The 17553-nt window shown below is 68.3% G+C and carries 17 protein-coding genes; 8 read left to right on the top strand and 9 right to left on the bottom strand.

The features are described from left to right. Nucleotides 1-19: 19 nt before the first annotated feature. Entirely contained in the window at nt 20-928 is a 909-nt protein-coding gene (locus HDC36_RS15030) for a LysR family transcriptional regulator (protein WP_179568860.1), read from the bottom strand. A 180-nt stretch (nt 929-1108) separates the two neighbouring features. On the opposite strand from HDC36_RS15030, the gene HDC36_RS15025 reads away from it, so the two are divergent. Both HDC36_RS15025 and HDC36_RS15020 read left to right on the top strand, forming a co-directional pair. Then, nucleotides 1109-1915: a class III extradiol ring-cleavage dioxygenase gene (locus tag HDC36_RS15025; RefSeq protein WP_179568858.1), complete on the top strand. Its 807-nt coding sequence runs from the start codon at nt 1109-1111 to the stop codon at nt 1913-1915. A gap of 99 nt (nt 1916-2014) precedes the next feature. Continuing rightward, nucleotides 2015-3259 carry a putative DNA modification/repair radical SAM protein gene (locus HDC36_RS15020; RefSeq protein ID WP_179568856.1) on the top strand — a complete coding sequence of 415 codons (1245 nt, stop codon included), beginning with the start codon at nt 2015-2017 and terminating at the stop codon, nt 3257-3259. 148 nt (nt 3260-3407) lie between these two features. On the opposite strand, the gene HDC36_RS15015 is transcribed toward HDC36_RS15020, so the two are convergent. Further along, nucleotides 3408-3779 (bottom strand): hypothetical protein, encoded by a 372-nt coding sequence (locus HDC36_RS15015; RefSeq protein WP_179568854.1) that lies wholly within the window; start codon nt 3777-3779, stop codon nt 3408-3410. Nucleotides 3780-3852: 73 nt separating this feature from the next. On the opposite strand from HDC36_RS15015, the gene HDC36_RS15010 reads away from it, so the two are divergent. Beyond that, nucleotides 3853-5298, top strand: coding sequence for a UdgX family uracil-DNA binding protein (locus HDC36_RS15010; protein ID WP_179568852.1), 1446 nt, complete (start codon nt 3853-3855; stop codon nt 5296-5298). Between the two features lie 128 nt (nt 5299-5426). Here the strand turns inward: HDC36_RS15010 and HDC36_RS15005 are convergent, their stop codons facing one another. Next, nucleotides 5427-5963: a fasciclin domain-containing protein gene (locus tag HDC36_RS15005; protein ID WP_255432777.1), complete on the bottom strand. Its 537-nt coding sequence runs from the start codon at nt 5961-5963 to the stop codon at nt 5427-5429. 368 nt (nt 5964-6331) lie between these two features. After that, nucleotides 6332-7000 carry a class I SAM-dependent methyltransferase gene (locus HDC36_RS15000; RefSeq protein ID WP_179568848.1) on the bottom strand — a complete coding sequence of 223 codons (669 nt, stop codon included), beginning with the start codon at nt 6998-7000 and terminating at the stop codon, nt 6332-6334. Between the two features lie 280 nt (nt 7001-7280). Here HDC36_RS15000 and HDC36_RS14995 point away from each other — a divergent pair, with 280 nt between their 5' ends. From HDC36_RS14995 to HDC36_RS14985, 3 genes are all read left to right on the top strand, one after another. Next, the gene (locus tag HDC36_RS14995; RefSeq protein ID WP_179568846.1) at nt 7281-8918 is read left to right on the top strand and encodes a Na+/H+ antiporter; all 1638 of its coding nucleotides are present in this window, start codon (nt 7281-7283) and stop codon (nt 8916-8918) included. A gap of 272 nt (nt 8919-9190) precedes the next feature. After that, nucleotides 9191-10138, top strand: coding sequence for an ABC transporter ATP-binding protein (locus HDC36_RS14990; protein ID WP_179568844.1), 948 nt, complete (start codon nt 9191-9193; stop codon nt 10136-10138). Further along, on the top strand, nt 10135-10896 hold the full coding sequence (locus HDC36_RS14985; RefSeq protein ID WP_179568842.1) for an ABC transporter permease: 762 nt from the start codon (nt 10135-10137) through the stop codon (nt 10894-10896). Before HDC36_RS14990 ends, HDC36_RS14985 begins: the two co-directional genes overlap by 4 nt. Nucleotides 10897-11230: 334 nt before the next feature. Here the strand turns inward: HDC36_RS14985 and HDC36_RS14980 are convergent, their stop codons facing one another. Further along, complete coding sequence (locus HDC36_RS14980) at nt 11231-11473, bottom strand: DUF3297 family protein (RefSeq protein WP_179568840.1); 243 nt, start codon at nt 11471-11473, stop codon at nt 11231-11233. 146 nt (nt 11474-11619) lie between these two features. On the opposite strand from HDC36_RS14980, the gene HDC36_RS14975 reads away from it, so the two are divergent. After that, a complete protein-coding gene (locus HDC36_RS14975) occupies nt 11620-12165 on the top strand; it encodes a hypothetical protein (protein ID WP_179568838.1) in 546 nt (181 codons plus the stop codon). A 784-nt stretch (nt 12166-12949) separates the two neighbouring features. Here HDC36_RS14975 and HDC36_RS14970 read toward each other — a convergent pair. Both HDC36_RS14970 and HDC36_RS14965 read right to left on the bottom strand, forming a co-directional pair. After that, a complete protein-coding gene (locus HDC36_RS14970; RefSeq protein WP_179568836.1) occupies nt 12950-13234 on the bottom strand; it encodes a DUF4031 domain-containing protein in 285 nt (94 codons plus the stop codon). A gap of 8 nt (nt 13235-13242) precedes the next feature. Next, on the bottom strand, nt 13243-13779 hold the full coding sequence (locus tag HDC36_RS14965; protein ID WP_179568834.1) for a hypothetical protein: 537 nt from the start codon (nt 13777-13779) through the stop codon (nt 13243-13245). A gap of 290 nt (nt 13780-14069) precedes the next feature. On the opposite strand from HDC36_RS14965, the gene HDC36_RS14960 reads away from it, so the two are divergent. After that, the gene (locus HDC36_RS14960; protein ID WP_179568832.1) at nt 14070-14912 is read left to right on the top strand and encodes a hypothetical protein; all 843 of its coding nucleotides are present in this window, start codon (nt 14070-14072) and stop codon (nt 14910-14912) included. Between the two features lie 239 nt (nt 14913-15151). Here HDC36_RS14960 and motB read toward each other — a convergent pair whose 3' ends face one another. Next, complete coding sequence (gene motB / locus HDC36_RS14955) at nt 15152-16378, bottom strand: flagellar motor protein MotB (RefSeq protein ID WP_179568830.1); 1227 nt, start codon at nt 16376-16378, stop codon at nt 15152-15154. A 10-nt stretch (nt 16379-16388) separates the two neighbouring features. Then, nucleotides 16389-17243 carry a flagellar motor stator protein MotA gene (gene motA / locus HDC36_RS14950; RefSeq protein WP_179568828.1) on the bottom strand — a complete coding sequence of 285 codons (855 nt, stop codon included), beginning with the start codon at nt 17241-17243 and terminating at the stop codon, nt 16389-16391. Nucleotides 17244-17553: the final 310 nt, after the last annotated feature.

Genomic DNA, 17553 nt, shown 5'->3' with positions numbered 1-17553 from the left:
TCCGAGCGGTGGCCGCGGATCAGGGCGCGGCGGCGGCGTGCATCTCGCGTTCGATGCCGACTTCGACCAGGTAATCGATGAAGCTGCGCACCTTCGGCGCCAGGTGGCTGCGGCTGGCATAGACCGCGTAGACGCCGATCGGGGCGAGCCGGTGGTCGGGCAGCACCCGCACCAGGCGGCCGTCCTCCAGCGCGTCCTGGGCGATGAAGTCCGGCTGCAGGACGATGCCCATGCCGGAGATCGCGGCCTCGCGCAGCACGTCGCCGCTGTTGGCGCGCAGCCCGCCCTGCACGCGAACCCGGGTTTCGCCGTCGGGGCCATGCAGGACGATCTCGTCGAGCGGCATGTAGCTGTAGGTCAGGAATTCGTGGCCGGCGATGTCGGCGGCCAGGCGCGGCATGCCGGCGCGTTCCAGGTAGGCCGGCGAGGCGCACAGATACGCCTGCACCTCGCCGAGCTTGCGTGCGATCAGGGTCGGGGTGACCTGGCGGGTGATGCGGATCGCCATGTCGTAGCCTTCCTCGACGATGTCCACCATGCGGTCGGACAGCGACAGGTCCAGCGCGACCTGCGGATAGCGCGCCCGGTAGCCGGCCAGCCGCGGTCCCAGCCGGGCGATGCTGAAGCTGAAGGGCGCGTTGATGCGCAGGGTGCCGGACGGGGTCAGCGCCTGCTCGCCGACCGCCGCCTCCATGTCGTCGAACTCGGCCAGCAGCACCTGGCAGCGCTGGTAGTAGGCGGTACCGACGCTGCTCGGGCTGACCCGGCGCGTGGTGCGGTTGAGCAGGCGCAGGCCCAGCCGCTTCTCCAGCCAGGCGACCTGCCGGGTGACGCTGGCGGTGGACATGCCCAGCGCGTCGGCGGCAGCGTTGAAGCCGTTGCGGTCGACCACGGTGACGAACACGCGCATCGCTTCCAGCGTATCCATTGTTGCCGTTCCCGAAATAGATATCCGGGCGCAGGGTAATTTATCCCCCCTCGTGACGGGAATACCCTGTGGATCTGCCGCCATGGCCCCTGCGATCCAGGGCCACGCGTGCCGGCGCCGCCGGCCCCGGCAGCGTCCCGATCGGCGGACGCCGCGCCTGATCCCTCTGGAGAACCTGTCATGTCCCGTCTGCCCTCGCTGTACATCTCGCATGGTTCGCCGATGACCGCGCTGGACCCGGGTCTGGTGGGCGTGCGCCTGGCCGAACTGGCGGCGTTGTTGCCGCGTCCGCGCGCGATCGTGGTGGCGTCGGCGCACTGGCTGGCGCGGCGGCCGCTGGTCGGCGCGGCGGCGCAGCCGCAGACCATCCACGATTTCGGCGGTTTCCCGCGCGCGCTGCACGAGATGCAGTACCCGGCGCCGGGCGCGCCGGCGCTGGCGCGCGAGGTTGCCGAACGGCTCGAGCGCGCCGGCCTGCAGCCCTACGTGGACGAGCGCCGCGGCCTGGACCATGGCGTGTGGGTGCCGTTGTCGCTGCTGTATCCGCAGGCCGACATCCCGGTGCTGCCGCTGTCGATCCAGCCGGAGCTGGGCCCCGCCCACCAACTGGCGATGGGCCGCGCGCTGGCGCCGCTGCGCGACGACGGCGTGCTGCTGGTCGGCTCGGGCAGCATCACCCACAACCTGCACGACTTCGGCCGCTACGCCGAGGGCAAGGATGCGCCGTACGTGCGTCCGTTCATCGAGTGGGTGGAACAGGCCCTGCTGCGCGAGGATCTGCCGGCCTTGCTCGACTACCGCCGCCAGGCGCCGTTCGCCGAGCGCACGCATCCGACCGACGAGCACTGGCTGCCGATCTATTTCGCGATGGGTGCCGCCGGCGAGCAGGGCCTGGGCGCGCAGCGCATCGACGCCGGCATCGACGCCGGAATGATCGCGATGGACCTGTACCGGTTCGACGGCGGCGCGCAACGCATCGCCGCCTGAGCCGGCGGCGGCCGCGACGGCCTGAGCGGTTCATCGCGGTGAAGGCGAAAACGCATCGCCGTCTCACAGGCTGAGACGGCAAGCGGGCATCGTCCACGGGTGAATACCCTCGAAAAGCTCGCCGTGCTCGCCGATGCGGCCAAATACGACGCTTCCTGCGCCTCCAGCGGTGCGGACAAGCGCCATTCGCTGCGCAGCGGCGGCATCGGCAGCACCGAGGGCATGGGCATCTGCCATTCGTACACGCCCGATGGCCGCTGCGTGTCGCTGCTGAAGATCCTGCTGACCAACTTCTGCGTGTTCGATTGCGCGTACTGCGTCAACCGCGTGTCCAGCAACGTGCGCCGCGCGCGCTTCGCGCCGGCCGAAGTGGTCAAGCTGACCCTGGACTTTTACAAGCGCAATTACATCGAGGGCCTGTTCCTGTCCAGCGGCATCATCCGCAACAGCGACTACACGATGGAGCAGCTGGTGGAGGTGGCGCGGCAGCTGCGCGAGGAGCACCGCTTCGCCGGCTACATCCACCTCAAGACCATTCCCGATGCGGCGCCGGAGCTGCTGGCCGCTGCCGGCCGCTATGCCGACCGGCTGAGCATCAATGTCGAACTGCCGACCGAGCAGGGGCTGACCCAGTTGGCGCCGGAAAAGAGCGTCGGCGGCATCCGCGCGGCGATGGGCGAGCTGCGCTGGCGCATCGAGGAAAGCAAGGAGGCGCGCAAGGCCGAGCGCAAGCTCAGTGCCAAGCCGCCGCGTTTCGCGCCGGCCGGGCAGAGCACGCAGATGATCGTCGGCGCGGACGGCGCCGACGACCGCGCGATCCTGCGCACCAGCCATAATCTCTACGGCAATTACCGGCTGCGGCGGGTCTACTATTCCGCGTTCAGTCCGATTCCGGATGCATCGTCGAAATTGCCGCTGCAGGCGCCGCCGTTGCAGCGCGAGCATCGCCTTTATCAAGCCGATTGGTTGCTGCGGTTCTACGATTTCTCGGTGGAGGAGATCGCGCCGGAGGCCGCCAGCGGCATGCTCGATCTGGACGTGGATCCGAAGCTGGCCTGGGCGTTGCGGCATCCCGAGCGGTTTCCGGTGGATTTGAATACGGCGGCGCGGGAGATGTTGTTGCGGGTGCCGGGTCTTGGCACCCGCAATGTGGAGCGGTTGTTGTTGTCGCGGCGGCATGCGCGGTTGCGGGTCGGGGATCTGGCGCGGTTGCGGATGCCGATGAAGAAGGTGCTGCCGTTCGTCAGTGTGGTGGATCATCATCCGCGCCAACGGTTGGACGATCCGCAGCGGTTGCGGGCGCAGTTGGCACCGGCGCCGCGGCAGGGTGGGTTGTTTGATTGACGCTGTGCTGTGGCGCTGTAGTGGCTGGGTTGTTGCGATGATTGCTGCAACTGCAACTGCAACTGCAACTGCAACTGCAGAGGCAGATGCAGAGGCAGAGGCAGAGGCAGAGGCAGTTGCTGAAGCAAGATCAAGAGCAAGATCAAGATCAAGAGCTTTCGCGCCGGTCGGCGCGAGTCACTTTTGTCTTGGCAAAAGTAACCAAAACCGCTCCCGCCCGACACGAGCCGGTGCGATACAGCCGCACCGGTGCCCTGCGCTCCTCGCGGCGAGCGGCACGGCGCCCAAACTCGCTTCGCTCAAACAGGGGCGCCTCTTCGGCCGCTCGCCACTGCGGTGCTCGGCTCGCTTTAAGGCGGGAAGTTTTAAAAGCAAGATCACCGGCAACAGCAACAGCAACAGCAACAGCAACAGCAATAGCAATAGCAATAGCAATAGCAATAGCAATAACAGCAACAGCAATAACAGCAACAACAACAACAACAACAGCAACCGCAACCGCTGCTGCAACGGCAACCACGGCTGTTGCTGTGGTGATGGTGGTGCTGGTATCTGTCGCCTTCGTGTTGATGGGGGGATGTGGGGGCTGGGTCGTGTTCCAGGCTGAGGTGGTGCCGGCGTGGAGTCTGGAGGCGTGGCGGGCGGCGGCGCGGGCGGCGTGGTGTGCGCGGGTGGCGCCGGAGTCGCTGGTCTGGGAGGGGGATGCGCAGGGCGGGTTGCTGGCCGGGACCGATGTGACCACGTTGCCGGCGACGGTGGCGGCGCCGCGGGTGTCCGCCGAGTTCCTGGCGTTGGCAGGGGCGGTGCTGTGCCATCGCGATCCGCAGCGGCTTGCGTTGCTGTATCGGCTGTTGTGGCGGATCGCGTCGGGCGAGCGGGCGCTGTTGCAGCGGGTCACCGATGCCGATGTGCACCGGGCGCAGCAGTGGGCGCAGGCCGTGCGCCGCGACAGCCACAAGATGAAGGCGTTCGTGCGCTTCCGCGAGGTGCCCGGCGAGGCCGAGGCGTTCGTCGCCTGGTTCGAGCCGGAACATCGCATCGTCGATCGCGTCGCGCCGTTCTTCGCGCGCCGTTTCGCCGGCATGCGCTGGGCGATCCTGACCCCGTACCGCAGCGTGCGCTGGGATGGTGCGGCGCTGCAGTTCGGCGGCGGCGCGCAACGCGCCGATGCGCCGGCCGACGATGCGCAGGATGCGTTGTGGCGCACCTACTACGCCAACATCTTCAATCCGGCAAGGCTCAACCCGGACATGATGCGCCAGGAGATGCCGCAGAAGTACTGGAAGAACCTGCCGGAGACGCAGTTGCTGCCGGGCCTGATCCGCGATGCCGGGCAACGCGTGCGCGAGATGGCCGAGCGCGCGCCGGAGCCGGTGCGCCGGCGCATTCCCGCGCCGCCGCCGCCGCCGGTCGCGGTCGATGCCGATGGCAGCCTCGATGCGCTGCGCGCCGCGGCGCGCGAGTGCCGGCGTTGCCCGCTCTGGCAGCCGGCCACGCAGACCGTGTTCGGTGAGGGGCCGCACGATGCGGCGGTGATGGTGGTGGGCGAGCAGCCCGGCGACGAGGAGGACCTGAGCGGGCGGCCGTTCGTCGGTCCGGCCGGGCGCCTGTTCGATCGCGCGCTGCACGAACTCGGCATCGCCCGCGCCGGGCTGTACGTGACCAACGCGGTCAAGCACTTCCGCTTCGAGCAACGCGGCAAGGCGCGGCTGCATCGCAATCCCGAACGCGCACAGGTCGAGGCCTGCCGCTTCTGGCTGGCCGGCGAGCTGGCGCGGGTGCGGCCGCGCATCGTGCTGTGCCTGGGCGCGACCGCGGCGCACGCGGTGCTCGGCAACGGCTTTGCGCTGATGGCGCAGCGCGGGCAGTGGCAGGCGCTGGCCGACGGCACCCGTGCCCTGGCCACCGTGCATCCGTCATGGGTGTTGCGCCAGCGCGGCACCGATACGGTCGATGCCGCCTATCGAGGCTTCGTGCAGGACTTGCGCGTTCTTGCAGAGCAGATGCAGGCGCCGCGCGCAGCCAGTGCCGGCGACTGACCGTCTGCGCGCGTTCGCCCGTCATTGCAGTGGGCAGGCCGCGCCGTCTGTCGCCATTCGCATGCACGGCGCAAAACGAGGACGGCCAAAGCCGTCCTCGCGATGCCAATGCACTCCCCGAGGTGTGCTTACGGCATCAAAACCTTGTCCACCACATGGATCACGCCATTGCTCTGCATCACGTCGGCGGTGGTGACGTGGGCGGTATTGCCCTTGCTGTCGGTGAGGGTGACCTTGCCACCGCGGGTCTTGGCGACCAGCGTTTCGCCCTGCACCGTGGTCAACTTGGCGCTGCCGCCGCCGGCCTTGATCTGCGCCAGCAGCGTCGCCGCATCGAGCTTGCCGGCGACCACGTGATAGGTCAGTACCTGGGTCAGCTTTGCTTTGTTCTCCGGCTTGAGCAGCGTGTCCACCGTGCCCGCCGGCAGTGCGGCGAAGGCGGCGTTGGTCGGTGCGAACACGGTGAACGGGCCTGCGCCCTTCAGCGTGTCCACCATGCCGGCGGCCTTGACCGCGGCGACCAGGGTCGTGTGATCCTTGGAGTTGACCGCGTTGTCGATGATGTCCTTGGTCGCGTACATCGGGGCGCCGCCGACCATCGGATTCGGCTTGGCCTCGGTCATCGCGGCGTGGTCGTGCATCGCGGCTTGGCCGGTGGCGGCCATGGCGGGCATCGAGACGAGGCCGGCGAGGGCCAGGGCCAGCAAGTGGATCTTCATGGGTTTGCTCCTTTAGGGGATGCGCGGCCAGTCGACCGTGCACACGCTTTACGGGCGCAGCGCTGGCGCGGTTGCATCACGCCACCCAGATAATGATGAATGCGTATCGCGGGCGGGTATGGCCCCCGCGCGCCGAGGGCACTCCGGCAAGCGTGCCTGCGCAGAGGCTGCGCACACGCTGCAGCCGGCAAGACCGCGCGCGGCGACGGGCTCGTGCGGCATGCTGCACCGCAGGTGTTGCGTCGTTGGGGACTCACGTAGTCAGCGCCGCCTGCCAGCGTGGGCAGGCGGCGGACGGACACAGCGCCGTCGGCTCAGCGGCGCTGCAGCACGTAGCTGTTCTCGAAGCCATGCGCGCAGCCCAGCACATGGAAGTCGTTGAAGTAGCCGGTGGCCCTGAGCAGGTCGACCGCGGGCCCGACTTCCGGCGAGTGCTGGTGGTCGCCGTAGTCGTCGAACACCACGAACCCGCCGCTCACCACGCTGGGCGCATACAGCAGGAAATCCAGCAGCACGTTGCGCCCGGTGTGGCCGCCGTCGATATGCAGCAATGCCACTTCGGGTTTCATGTTGTAGAAGTGCTGGGCGCAGAACTCCGAGTAGCCGCGGATGAACTGCGCATTGGGCAGCAGCAGCTGGCGATAGTGGTTGAATTCCTCGAACTGGTTCGGCAAGGCGAACGGGTCCAGGCCGATCACCCTGCGCTGGCGGTTGCTGACCTCGTTCATCAGCACCAGCGACTTGCCCTTCCACACCCCGATCTCCACCAGGTCGCCCGGAATGCCCTCGAGCAGCAGGCACAGATAGCCCAATAGCCGCACATGATCGTGGAACGACAGTTCGCGCCGCGGCATCGCCTGTTCGGCGGGCAGGGTCGCCTGGGCCTGCTCGAAATGCTGGCCGATCAGGGTCCAGATCTGCGAGACGCTGTCGCCGACCGCCTGGTCGTCGATGAAGGTGTTGAGCTCTTGAATGGTCAGCATGGAGTCTCCGACGGCGACGCTGCGCGGGTTTCGGTGTGGGAATGGGGCGGATCGATACTATCGCGTGCCGCGGTGCGGCCGGGTAGCGCAGCTTGCGCCGCGACCGCGACCGCGACCGCGGCACGGCGCCAGCGGGGCGTGTGCGGGCCGCTGCAGGCGCGCCGCCGGCTAAATGCCGCGCGCCGCTGTCACTGGACATCGCGCCTGCGGTGCGCTTTGCTTGCCGCTTCCCCCATTCATGGTGCGGTGCCGGCGGTGCGGCACCGCCGTCCGGACGAGCATGCATTCGATCGAAGTGGTGTTGGCGATGTTGCTGGCGGTGGTGGCCAGCGGCTATCTGGTCCGCGTGTTGCCGTTCTCGCTGCCGTTGCCGCTGGTGCAGATCGGCCTGGGCGCGGTCATCGCCGGGGTATTCAAGAAGGGGTACGCGCTGGAGCCGGAGCTGTTCTTCCTGCTGTTCCTGCCGCCGCTGCTGTTCCTGGACGGTTGGCGCATCCCCAAGCAGGGCCTGTTCCGCGACAAGGGCGCGATCCTGGAACTGGCGCTGGGGCTGGTGGTGTTCACCGTGGTCGGCGCCGGTTTCCTGATCCACTGGATGATTCCGGCGATGCCGCTGGCGGTGGCGTTCGCGCTGGCCGCGGTGGTGTCGCCGACCGATCCGGTCGCGGTGTCCTCGATCGCGGCGCGGGCGCCGATCCCGAAGCGGCTGATGCACATCCTGGAGGGCGAATCGCTGCTCAACGATGCGTCGGGCCTGGTCTGCTTCCAGTTCGCGGTGGCCGCGGCGATGACCGGCGCGTTCTCGCTGGCCGACGCCTCGCTGACCTTCCTGTGGGTGGCGCTGGTCGGCGTCGCCGCCGGCGTCGGCGTGACCCTGGGCGCGAGCCTGGCGCAGCGCTGGATCTGGCGCCAGGTCGGCGAGGAGCCCGGCGCGGCGATCCTGGTCAACCTGCTGCTGCCGTTCGCCGCCTACCTGCTGGCCGAGGCGATCAACGCCTCCGGCATCCTCGCCGCGGTCGCCGCCGGCATCAGCATGAGCTACGTGGAACTGAGCGGCCGCGCCCCGGGCAGCATGCGCGTGCAGCGCTCGGCGGTGTGGGACATGGTCCAGTTCACCCTCAACGGCATCATGTTCGTGCTGCTCGGCGAGCAGTTGCCGGGGATCGTGCAGGGCGCGGTGCACAACATCGACGAGGCCGGGCACCTCAATCCGTGGTGGCTGCTGGGCTATGCGCTGGCGATCTATGTCGGCCTGCTGTTGCTGCGCTTCGTGTGGGTGTGGCTGTCGCTGCGCTGGAACCTGCTCAAGGCGCGGCGCCGCGGCGAGGCGCATCTCAGCCCGCCGTGGCGGATCGTCGTGGCGGCCTCGCTGGCCGGCGTGCGCGGTGCGATCACCCTGGCCGGCGTGCTGACCCTGCCGCTGCTGCTGCCCACCGGCGCCGCGTTCCCGGCGCGCGACCTGGTGATCTTCCTGGCCAGCGCGGTGATCGTCACTTCGCTGCTGGTCGCCAGCGTGGCGTTGCCGCGGCTGCTGCGTGGCCTGGAACTGCCGGAGGAACCCAGCGACCGCCTGGAGGAGGACCTGGCCCGGCGCGAATCCTCGCGCGCGGCGCTGGCGGCGGTGGAGAAACTGCGCCAGCGGCTGGTCCACGACAGCGAACATGCCGATCTCTACAACGAGGCGGCGATCCGGGTCAGCGCCCTGTACCAGCGCCACCTCGACCATGGCGAGGCGATGGAGAGCGACCCGGAAGAGGCGCGGCGGCTGGACGACGTGCTGCGCCAGCTGCGCCACGCCGGCCTGCAGGCCGAACGCCAGGAGCTGTTCAAGCTGACCCGCCAGCGCAAGATCTCCGACGAGATCGCGCGCCGGCTGATCCGCAACCTGGATCTGCTGGAGGCGCGGCGAAAGAATTGAGAGCCGGGATTGGGGATTGGGGATTGGGGATTTGAAGGGCGCTGCGCTGGATGCCGGCCCAGCCGGCGCACGCTGGAGCTTGCCATGCTCGCGACAGCGTGGCTGCTAGGCTCGAATCCCCAATCTCCAATCCCCAATCCCCGCCCCACCTCCACTATCCCGCATGCGGGAGACTGCTTCCGCTCATCGCGGTTTATCGCAGCGTCGCGGACCTCTACCCTGTCGGACGTTCGTCGCGGCGGCCGCTCCGATCCACCGCGCAAGGAGTTCGTGTGTCGCCGATCATTTCCATCCAGCAGCTCACCAAGACCTACAAAGGCGGCTTTCAGGCGCTGAAAGGCATCGACCTGGACATCCAGCGCGGCGAGATCTTCGCTCTGCTCGGGCCCAATGGCGCCGGCAAGACCACGCTGATCAGCGTGGTCTGCGGCCTGGTCAATCCCAGTTCCGGCACCGTGCTGGCCGACGGCCACGACATCGTGCGCGACTACCGCGCCGCGCGCGCCAAGATCGGGCTGGTGCCGCAGGAACTGGCCACCGATGCGTTCGAGACGGTGTGGGCGACGGTGCGCTTCAGCCGCGGCCTGTTCGGCAAGCCGAAGAACCCCGCCTACCTGGAGCAGGTGCTGCGCGAGCTGTCGCTGTGGGACAAGCGCGACAGCAAGATCTCCACCCTGTCCGGCGGCATGAAGCGGCGCGTGCTGATCGCCAAGGCGCTGGCGCACGAACCGAGCATCCTGTTCCTGGACGAGCCCACTGCCGGCGTGGACGTGGAGCTGCGCCACGACATGTGGCAGATGGTGCGGCGCCTGCGCGAGCAGGGCACCACCATCATCCTGACCACGCACTACATCGAGGAAGCCGAGGACATGGCCGACCGCGTCGGGGTGATCAACCGCGGCGAGCTGGTGCTGGTGGAGGACAAGCGCACGTTGATGCGCAAGCTCGGCAAGAAGCAGCTGGCGCTGACCCTGCAGGCGCCGCTGCCGGCGCTGCCCGCGGCGCTGGCGGCGCAGCCGCTGGAACTGTCCGCCGACGGCGCCGTGCTGACCTACACCTACGACGTGCAGGCCGAGCAGACCGGCATCGGCAGCCTGCTGCGGCAACTGGAAGAGCAGGGCGTGGAGATCAAGGACCTGCATTCCAGCGAAAGCTCGCTGGAGGAGATCTTCGTCAACCTGGTGCGCCCGGCCGCCGGCCGCACGGAGGCGCGCGCATGAACCTGCATGCGATCGCCGCGATCTACCGTTTCGAGATGGCGCGCACCTTCCGCACGCTGACCCAGTCGATCGCCTCGCCGGTGCTGTCGACCTCGCTGTACTTCGTGGTGTTCGGCGCGGCGATCGGCTCGCGCATGGGCGACATCGACGGGATCCGCTATGGCGCCTACATCATCCCCGGGCTGGTGATGCTGTCGCTGCTCAACGAGAGCGTGTCCAACGCCTCGTTCGGTATCTACATGCCGCGCTGGGCCGGCACCATCTACGAGGTGCTGTCGGCGCCGGTGGCGTGGTGGGAAGTGGTGATCGGCTATGTCGGCGCGGCGGCGAGCAAGTCGGTGCTGCTGGGCCTGCTGATCCTGCTCACCGCGCGCGCGTTCGTGCCCTACGAGATCGCGCATCCGCTGTGGATGTTCGGCTTCCTGGTGCTGACTGCGCTGACCTTCAGCCTGTTCGGTTTCATCATCGGCATCTGGGCCGACGGCTTCGAGAAGCTGCAGGTGATCCCGCTGATGGTGGTGACCCCGCTGACCTTCCTCGGCGGTAGCTTCTACTCGATCAGCATGCTGCCGCCGCTGTGGCAGAAGATCAGCTGGTTCAATCCGGTGGTGTATCTGGTCAGCGGCTTCCGCTGGGCGTTCTTCGGCAAGGCCGACGTGCACATCGCGGTCAGCGCGAGCATGACCGGGGTGTTCCTGGCGCTGTGCCTGCTCGTGGTCTGGGCGATCTTCCGCAGCGGTTACCGGCTCAAGTCCTGAGCCGGCGCCGTCGCGCGTTGCCGCTGCGACGCTTGTGCGCGGGCCGCCGCCGCGATCCGGCGCGGTGGAAAGGCAAGGCGAGGACGGATCTGGTCGCTACCGGGCCGAAGCCCCACGTGACACGCCCTGTGTAGGAGCGGCTTCAGCCGCGACAGAATAGGTCGGTGACTACGTATCCGGCCTGCGGCGCAGGCGGACGCGATGCGCCAGCCCGACCGTATCCAGACGGGCTGCGGCACACGACAGGATCAGACCAGGACCACCATGAGTGCATCGATCGCCAACGCGGGCAGCCGCCATCGCGCGATGCCGCGCGCTCGCCGCGGCCGCGCGGTCAGTTGCTCTCGAGGTAGTACGCCTCCACGGCGCCCTTGATCTTCATCGTCATCGGATTGCCGCGGCGGTCGCGCGCCTTGCCGACCTGCACGCGGATCCAGCCTTCGCTGACCGAATACTCCTCCACGTTGTCGCGTTCCACGCCGTTGAAGCGGATGCCGACGCCGCGCGCCAGCGCCTCGGCATCGTGGAATGGGCTCTGCGGGCTGATCGCCAGGTGATCGGGAGGGGTATCGCTCATCGTCATGGGTTCGCTTGGCGGCGGGTGGCGCCGTCTTCCGGGGGCGAAGGATAAACGCCTGCGGCGTCGCTGCCGAGTTTCGCCGCGCTTCCGTCGCCGCGCCCGGCGCGTCACACTGCGCGTCCCGCACTGCCCGATCCGCCGCCATGCCCGACAACAGCGCCGACTACGAAGATCCCGACGACCTCAGCGGCGACGCGGACGACGACGATCCGGATACCCAGCAGGGGCTGATCTGGAACCTGCTGCTGCTGATCAATCCCGGCGACGACGAGACCGCGCTGCGCCAGTTCAACGCCTACCGCGAGGCGGCGGGCGAAGTGGAGAGCGATGGCGACGGCTGGCTGTGGACGCTGAAGGACGCCATCGACTGGACCTCCGGCTTCTACGTGGACGGCGGCGATAGCGAAGCGCTGATCGGCGCGATCAACGAACTGGCCGCGCGCTGGAACCTGAGCCTCGACTGGGGCGGCGACGTCGACGACGAGGACTTCCTCGGCGCCCACGACACCGCCTCGCTGCTGGCGGTGGCCTACGACCGCCTGCGCGAGTACGGCTACAGCATCTGGTGCTGGGACACCGGCGGCGACGACCGCGCCGGCTGGATGGCGCTCAGCCGCGACGACGAGGACATGCAGCGCCTGGCGGCGATCCTGGGCATCGACCTGCGCCCGGGCAGCGACCCGTTCTAGGCGCGGCAATCGCGACGCGCGAAGCGGTGGATGTTCCGGCTTTGGATGCGGTCGGGACTGAAGTCCCTCCCACAGTGCACCCCGCCAACTTGCTGCAAGCTCCCTGCAGGAGCGGCTTCAGCCGCGACGAACGGAGTCCGGAACTGCGCCGGCTTGGACGAATGTCGGGGCTGAATCCCCTCCCGCAGCGCACCAGCCAAGCATCCGAAGCATCGCAACAGCGAGCATCCGCAGCTCCCTGTGGGAGCGACCTTACTGCAAGCTCTCTGTAGGAGCGGCTTCAGCCGCGACGAACGGAGTCCGGAACTGCGCCGGCATCGTCGGGTGTCGGGGCCGAATCCCCTCCTGCAGCGCACCAGCCAAGCATCCGAAGCATCGCAACAGCGAGCATCCGCAGCTCCCTGTGGGAGCGACTTCAGTCGCGACGCGCGAAGCGGTGGATGTTGCGACTTTGGATGCAGTCGGGATTGAAGTCCCTCCCACAGCGCACCCCGTCAACTTGCTGCAAACTCCCTGTAGGAGCGGCTTCAGCCGCGACGAACGGAGCCCGGAACTGCACCGGCATCGTCGGGTGTCGGGGCCGAATCCCCTCCCGCAGCGCACCAGCCAAGCATCCGAAGCATCGCAGCAGCGAGCATCCGCAGCTCCCTGTGGGAGCGACTGCAGTCGCGACGCGCGGAGTCGCGAGCCGTAACCGCGCCGGCCGCTGCCGGAAGCGGCGTCCCAACGCATCCGCAAGCCCACGCCACCGCAATGCGCCGTACTCCGATGCCGCCATGCATGTTCAATCGGCTTCGCCGCGCGCCTGCGCGCGGGCCTGGCGGATCAGCGTCTTCATCAGTGCGCGATCGGTGTGCCGCGATACCGGCACCGCGCCGAGCCGGATCGCTTCGTCGCGCAAGGCGGCGGGCACGTCGTAGTGCGCGCCGCTGAGCTTGTTCTGGAAGGCGCGGCGGGGAATGCCCAGCCGCGCCGCCATCGCATGCAGTTCGTCCAGCGTATCGGCAAGCAGATGTCCCCAGCGCTGGCCGCGCCAGGGATGCACCGCATCGTCGATGTAGACCGCCATCGCGACGATCAGGCTGGCTTGTGCTTGCCGTCGGCGTCCGCGTCGGCGTCCGTGGTCGCCACCGCGTCGCTTGCCTTGCCCGCCGATGCCTCGGCATCCGCGTCATCGGCAGCAGCGTCGGTCGCCTCGGCGACGCCGTCTTCTTCGGCGTCCGCATCGCCATCGCTCTCGGCGAACTCGGCGACCAGCGCGTCCAGGTACTCGGCCGCGGTCTTGCCTTCGTCGGCGGCAAGGTCGTCGATCATCTGCTGCAACTGGGTCGAATAGTCCAGGGTGATGGTCTTGCCTTCCTGCTCCTGCACGTTGGCCAGATGCTTGAGCATCGCCAGCATCGGCACCGGGTTGTCGGCGTTGCCCATGGTCTGGCCGCCGACCGACAGCAGCCACTCGTTGCCCTGCAGGCCGATCGCGGCCAGCACGCGGCCACTTTCGTCCTGCAGCACGGCGTGGTTGGCGATGGGCTGGTCGCGGCCCAGTCGGGCAAAGGCGCGCTTGGGTTGCTGCTTCTTGCGCTTGTCGCGCTTGGCTTTGGATTGCTTGGACACGTTCGTCTCGCTCGCGGAGTGACCGCCATTGTAAGCGGGGCGGCCGGGCATGACCTTCGGCAGGCTTGACTACATTTGTAGGCATAGCTAGTTTGACTACAGTTGTAGCTACACAGCCCTGCCACCGCGCTGCCCGCTGCGCGAGCGGCGGATCTACAGCCGGGGCAGCGGTGCATCCGGTACCGAAGTCGGCGACGCGCGACGCGCGTTCGCGTCGCCGCTCGGGCCGCTGGTCGCTACGGCCCAGGTCATCGCTTCGCCCATCCGCCATGCCCACAAGGAGATCCGCCATGCTGCACTCCAACACCCCACTCTGGCGCCGCGGCGCCGCACTGCTGGTTCTGGCCGGCGCCATCGCGTCCACACAGGCGAGCGCCCAGGACGCCGCCACCGACATCGCCGAACCGGCCGAGCCGGCGTCGCCCGCAGTGCCGCCTGTTCCGCCCGTGCCACCGGTGCCGCCAGTGCCGCCCGCGCCCGTGGCCGGCGCGCATCGGCTGACGAACACTTCCACCATCACCCTCCTGTCCGACGATCGCCGCAACGCATCGGTGCTGTTCGAAAAATCCAGCACCAACATGTACGGCAGCAGCGACGACCTGCGCGAGGCGCGGCGCGCGCGCCATGGCGACGAGACGCTGTGGTGGATCCGCAGGGACGGCAAGCGCTACGTGGTGCGCGACGCGGCCACTATCCAGCAGCTGAAGGCGGCCTACGCGCCGGTCGAAGCGCTGGGGCGGCAACAGGGCGAGCTGGGCGAGCGGCAGGGGCGGTTGGGCACGCGCCAGGGCGAGATCGGCCGGCAACAGGGCGTCATCGCACAGGGCCAGGCAGGCCAGGCGATGGAGGAGGCCAGGCGCGCCAGCGAGCAGGCGCGGCTTGCCGCCAGCGGCGGCCAGGCCGCTGCCCGATCCGCGGCACGTACCGATGCCGCGCATGCGGACTTCGCGCAGCAGATGGCGGCCCTGGAAACGCGCCAATCGGCATTGGCCGAGCAACAGGAGGTGTTGGCCCGGCAACAGGAAGTGCTGGCAAAGCGCCAGCAGGTCGCCAACGCGACGCTGCAACGCGACATCGAACGGATCACCCGCCAGGCGATCGCACAGGGCGTGGCGCAACCGCTGCCGCAGTGAGAAGCGCTGCGGCGCGTCGCTGGCTATCCGTCGGGGTTGAAATCCCTCCTGCGATTCACCCGGCCAGTTGGCCGCGAGCCCTTGTAGGAGCGGCTTCAGCCGCGACGAGCGAAGTCGGGAACCGCGACGCCATGGCCGCGAGCTTCTTTCAGGAGTTGGTCGCGACCTGGCTTGATCGGGACAGTTCCGGCCGTGGCCGGAGCCTGCGCAGGCCGGATACAACCCGAGAGGAAACGGCGTCAGCGTTGCGCCGGACTCTCGGCGGCGGCCGTCGCCGTTGCCGGCGACGGCGCGGCACTGCTGCGCGGCGTGTTGCCGGTGACGCTGTTGACCGCGCGGATCGCTTCGCGGGCGGCGTCGGCCGCGGCCTCCGGTGAGGTGGTGCGCGGCGGCGCGATCGTCACCGTCGCCGGCTTGGCGATGCCTGCCGCCGGAGCCGCCGCATTCGCTGCCGGAGTCGCGGTTGGCACCGTCGCCGGAACCGCAGTCGCAGTCGTAGCCCGCGCCGGCGCCGCCGCCGCGCCGCCAGCGCTCAAGTCCGGCACCTTGGTGTCGGCATCGTTCTGCCGCTGGCCCAGCGCCACGGCGTGATCGCTGCCGGCCAGCGCCGCATCCTCGGCGTCCTTGGTCATCACCACGATGCTGATGCGCCGGTTGATCGGGTTGTCCGGATTCTGCTTGTCGAACAGCACCGAGGACGACAGGCCGACCACGCGCGAGACCTTGTCCTCGCCCATGCCGCCGGCGACCAGTTCGCGCCGCGCCGCATTGGCGCGGTCCGCGCTCAGCTCCCAGTTGCTGTAGCCGTTCTTGCCGCTGTACTGGGTGACGTCGGTGTGGCCGGTGATGCTGATGTGGTTGGGCACTTCGTTGATGAAGCCGGACAGCTCGTGCAGGATGTCGCGGGTATAGGGTTTGAGCACCGCGCTGCCGATGTCGAACATCGGCCGGTTCTCCTTGTCCACGATCTGGATGCGCAGGCCGTCCGGGGTCAGGTCCAGCAACAACTGGTCCTTGAACGGCTCCAGCGCCTGGCTCTTGTCGATCGCTTCCTTCAGGTCCTGCATCAGCGTTTCCAGCCGCTGCTTTTCCTTCTCGCGTTGCGCCGTCTTGCTTTCCGTGTCGCCCGCCAGGCTCTTGCTGCCGAACGGATCCTTGTTGTTGCCGCGCTGTATGTCGGCGCTGCCGCCGAGCTTGATCATCGAGGTGCTGGCGCCGCCGGGGCCGGCCATGCCCGGACTCGGCGCCGGGCTCTTGCCCTCCAGCGGGCTGGGATTGCGGAAGTATTCGGAGATCGCCATGCGCTGTTCCTTGGTGGTGGCCGCGACCAGCCACAGCACCAGGAAGAACGCCATCATCGCGGTCACGAAGTCGGCGAACGCCACCTTCCAGGCGCCGCCATGATGGCCGCCGCCCTGGACCTTCTTGACCCGGCGGATGACGACGGTAGCTTTGGCTTCGGGCATGGCGGCAGCGCTACTTGATCGTCTTCAGGTGCGTCTCGAAGTCCGAGAAGCTCGGCCGCACGTTGCTCGGCAGGGTCTTGCGCGCGAACTCCAGCGCGATCTTCGGGTTGTAGCCGCGCAGGCAGGCCAGCAGGGCGGTCTTCACCGACTCGAAAATGCGGCTGTCCTGTTCGGCGCGCGCTTCCATGGCCGCCGCCAGCGGGGCGACGAAGCCATACGCCAGCAGGATGCCGAGGAAGGTGCCGACCAGCGCGGCGCCGACGTGGTGGCCGATCTCCTCGATCGGGCCGCCGATCGAGCCCATGGTGATGACGATGCCCAGCACCGCGGCGACGATGCCGAAGCCGGGCAGGCCGTCGGAGACCTTGCTCAACGCATGCGCCGGCGCCATCGCCTCGTGGTGGTGCTTCTCCAGCTCCAGCTCCAGCAGCGGCTCCAGTTCGTGCGGCTCGATGTTGCTGCCGATCATCAGGCGCAGGCAGTCGGTGATGAAGTCGAGCAGGTGGTGGTCGGCCAGCACCTTCGGATAATTGCTGAAGATCGCGCTTTCGGCCGGTTTCTCCACGTGATCTTCCAGCGCCATGAAGCCGTCGCGCCGCGCCTTGTTCAGCAGTTCGTAGATCAGGGTCAGGGTGGCCCGGTAGTCGTCGGACTTGTACCTCGGGCCCTTGAACACGCCGGCGATGTCGACGAAAGTCGCCTTGACGATCTTGCCGGGGGTGCTGACCAGGAACGCACCCAGCGCCGCACCGCCGATGATCAGCAATTCATAAGGCTGCCACAGCGCGCCGAGCTTGCCGTGCGAGAGCACGTAGCCGCCGACCACGCTGATGATGACGACAAGGAAGCCAACAATGATGAGCATGGCGGAAGCAGCCTGCGAGCCGTGAACGGGGATACCTCCATTTCGGCCCGGCGGCGGCTTTCTGAAGGCGGCGGCACGGCCGCGCCTGCGTGAAGACGCATCTGAAGGCGTCACGTTTGTCGTCGCTGCGGCGGCGTACGCCGGCGTGTGGAGGCCTGGCTTCAGCCGGCTGCGCCGATGCCTTGGCGCGTTTCCTCGAGCGTATAGCCGTGCTCGAACAGGCTGAGCGTGGCGGCATCGCGCGGAGGGTTCCAGCACACGTTGCCTCGGCCTTGGCATGGCGCGCAGCGCTGTCCGCATCGACCCGATG

Origin of the sequence: Xanthomonas sp. JAI131 (assembly GCF_013410075.1) — a bacterium.
Taxonomy (GTDB): Bacteria; Pseudomonadota; Gammaproteobacteria; order Xanthomonadales; family Xanthomonadaceae; genus Xanthomonas_A; species Xanthomonas_A bonasiae.
This window is presented reverse-complemented; position numbering and strand designations above follow the sequence as displayed.

Coding starts and splice junctions, on each gene's coding strand:
- HDC36_RS15030 (WP_179568860.1), bottom strand. CDS start 928: ATGGATACGCTGGAAGCGATGCGCGTGTTCGTCACCGTGGTCGACCGC.
- HDC36_RS15025 (WP_179568858.1), top strand. CDS start 1,109: ATGTCCCGTCTGCCCTCGCTGTACATCTCGCATGGTTCGCCGATGACC.
- HDC36_RS15005 (WP_255432777.1), bottom strand. CDS start 5,963: ATGGCCGCCACCGGCCAAGCCGCGATGCACGACCACGCCGCGATGACC.
- HDC36_RS15000 (WP_179568848.1), bottom strand. CDS start 7,000: ATGCTGACCATTCAAGAGCTCAACACCTTCATCGACGACCAGGCGGTC.
- HDC36_RS14995 (WP_179568846.1), top strand. CDS start 7,281: ATGCATTCGATCGAAGTGGTGTTGGCGATGTTGCTGGCGGTGGTGGCC.
- HDC36_RS14985 (WP_179568842.1), top strand. CDS start 10,135: ATGAACCTGCATGCGATCGCCGCGATCTACCGTTTCGAGATGGCGCGC.
- HDC36_RS14980 (WP_179568840.1), bottom strand. CDS start 11,473: ATGAGCGATACCCCTCCCGATCACCTGGCGATCAGCCCGCAGAGCCCA.
- HDC36_RS14975 (WP_179568838.1), top strand. CDS start 11,620: ATGCCCGACAACAGCGCCGACTACGAAGATCCCGACGACCTCAGCGGC.
- HDC36_RS14970 (WP_179568836.1), bottom strand. CDS start 13,234: ATGGCGGTCTACATCGACGATGCGGTGCATCCCTGGCGCGGCCAGCGC.
- HDC36_RS14960 (WP_179568832.1), top strand. CDS start 14,070: ATGCTGCACTCCAACACCCCACTCTGGCGCCGCGGCGCCGCACTGCTG.
- motB (WP_179568830.1), bottom strand. CDS start 16,378: ATGCCCGAAGCCAAAGCTACCGTCGTCATCCGCCGGGTCAAGAAGGTC.
- motA (WP_179568828.1), bottom strand. CDS start 17,243: ATGCTCATCATTGTTGGCTTCCTTGTCGTCATCATCAGCGTGGTCGGC.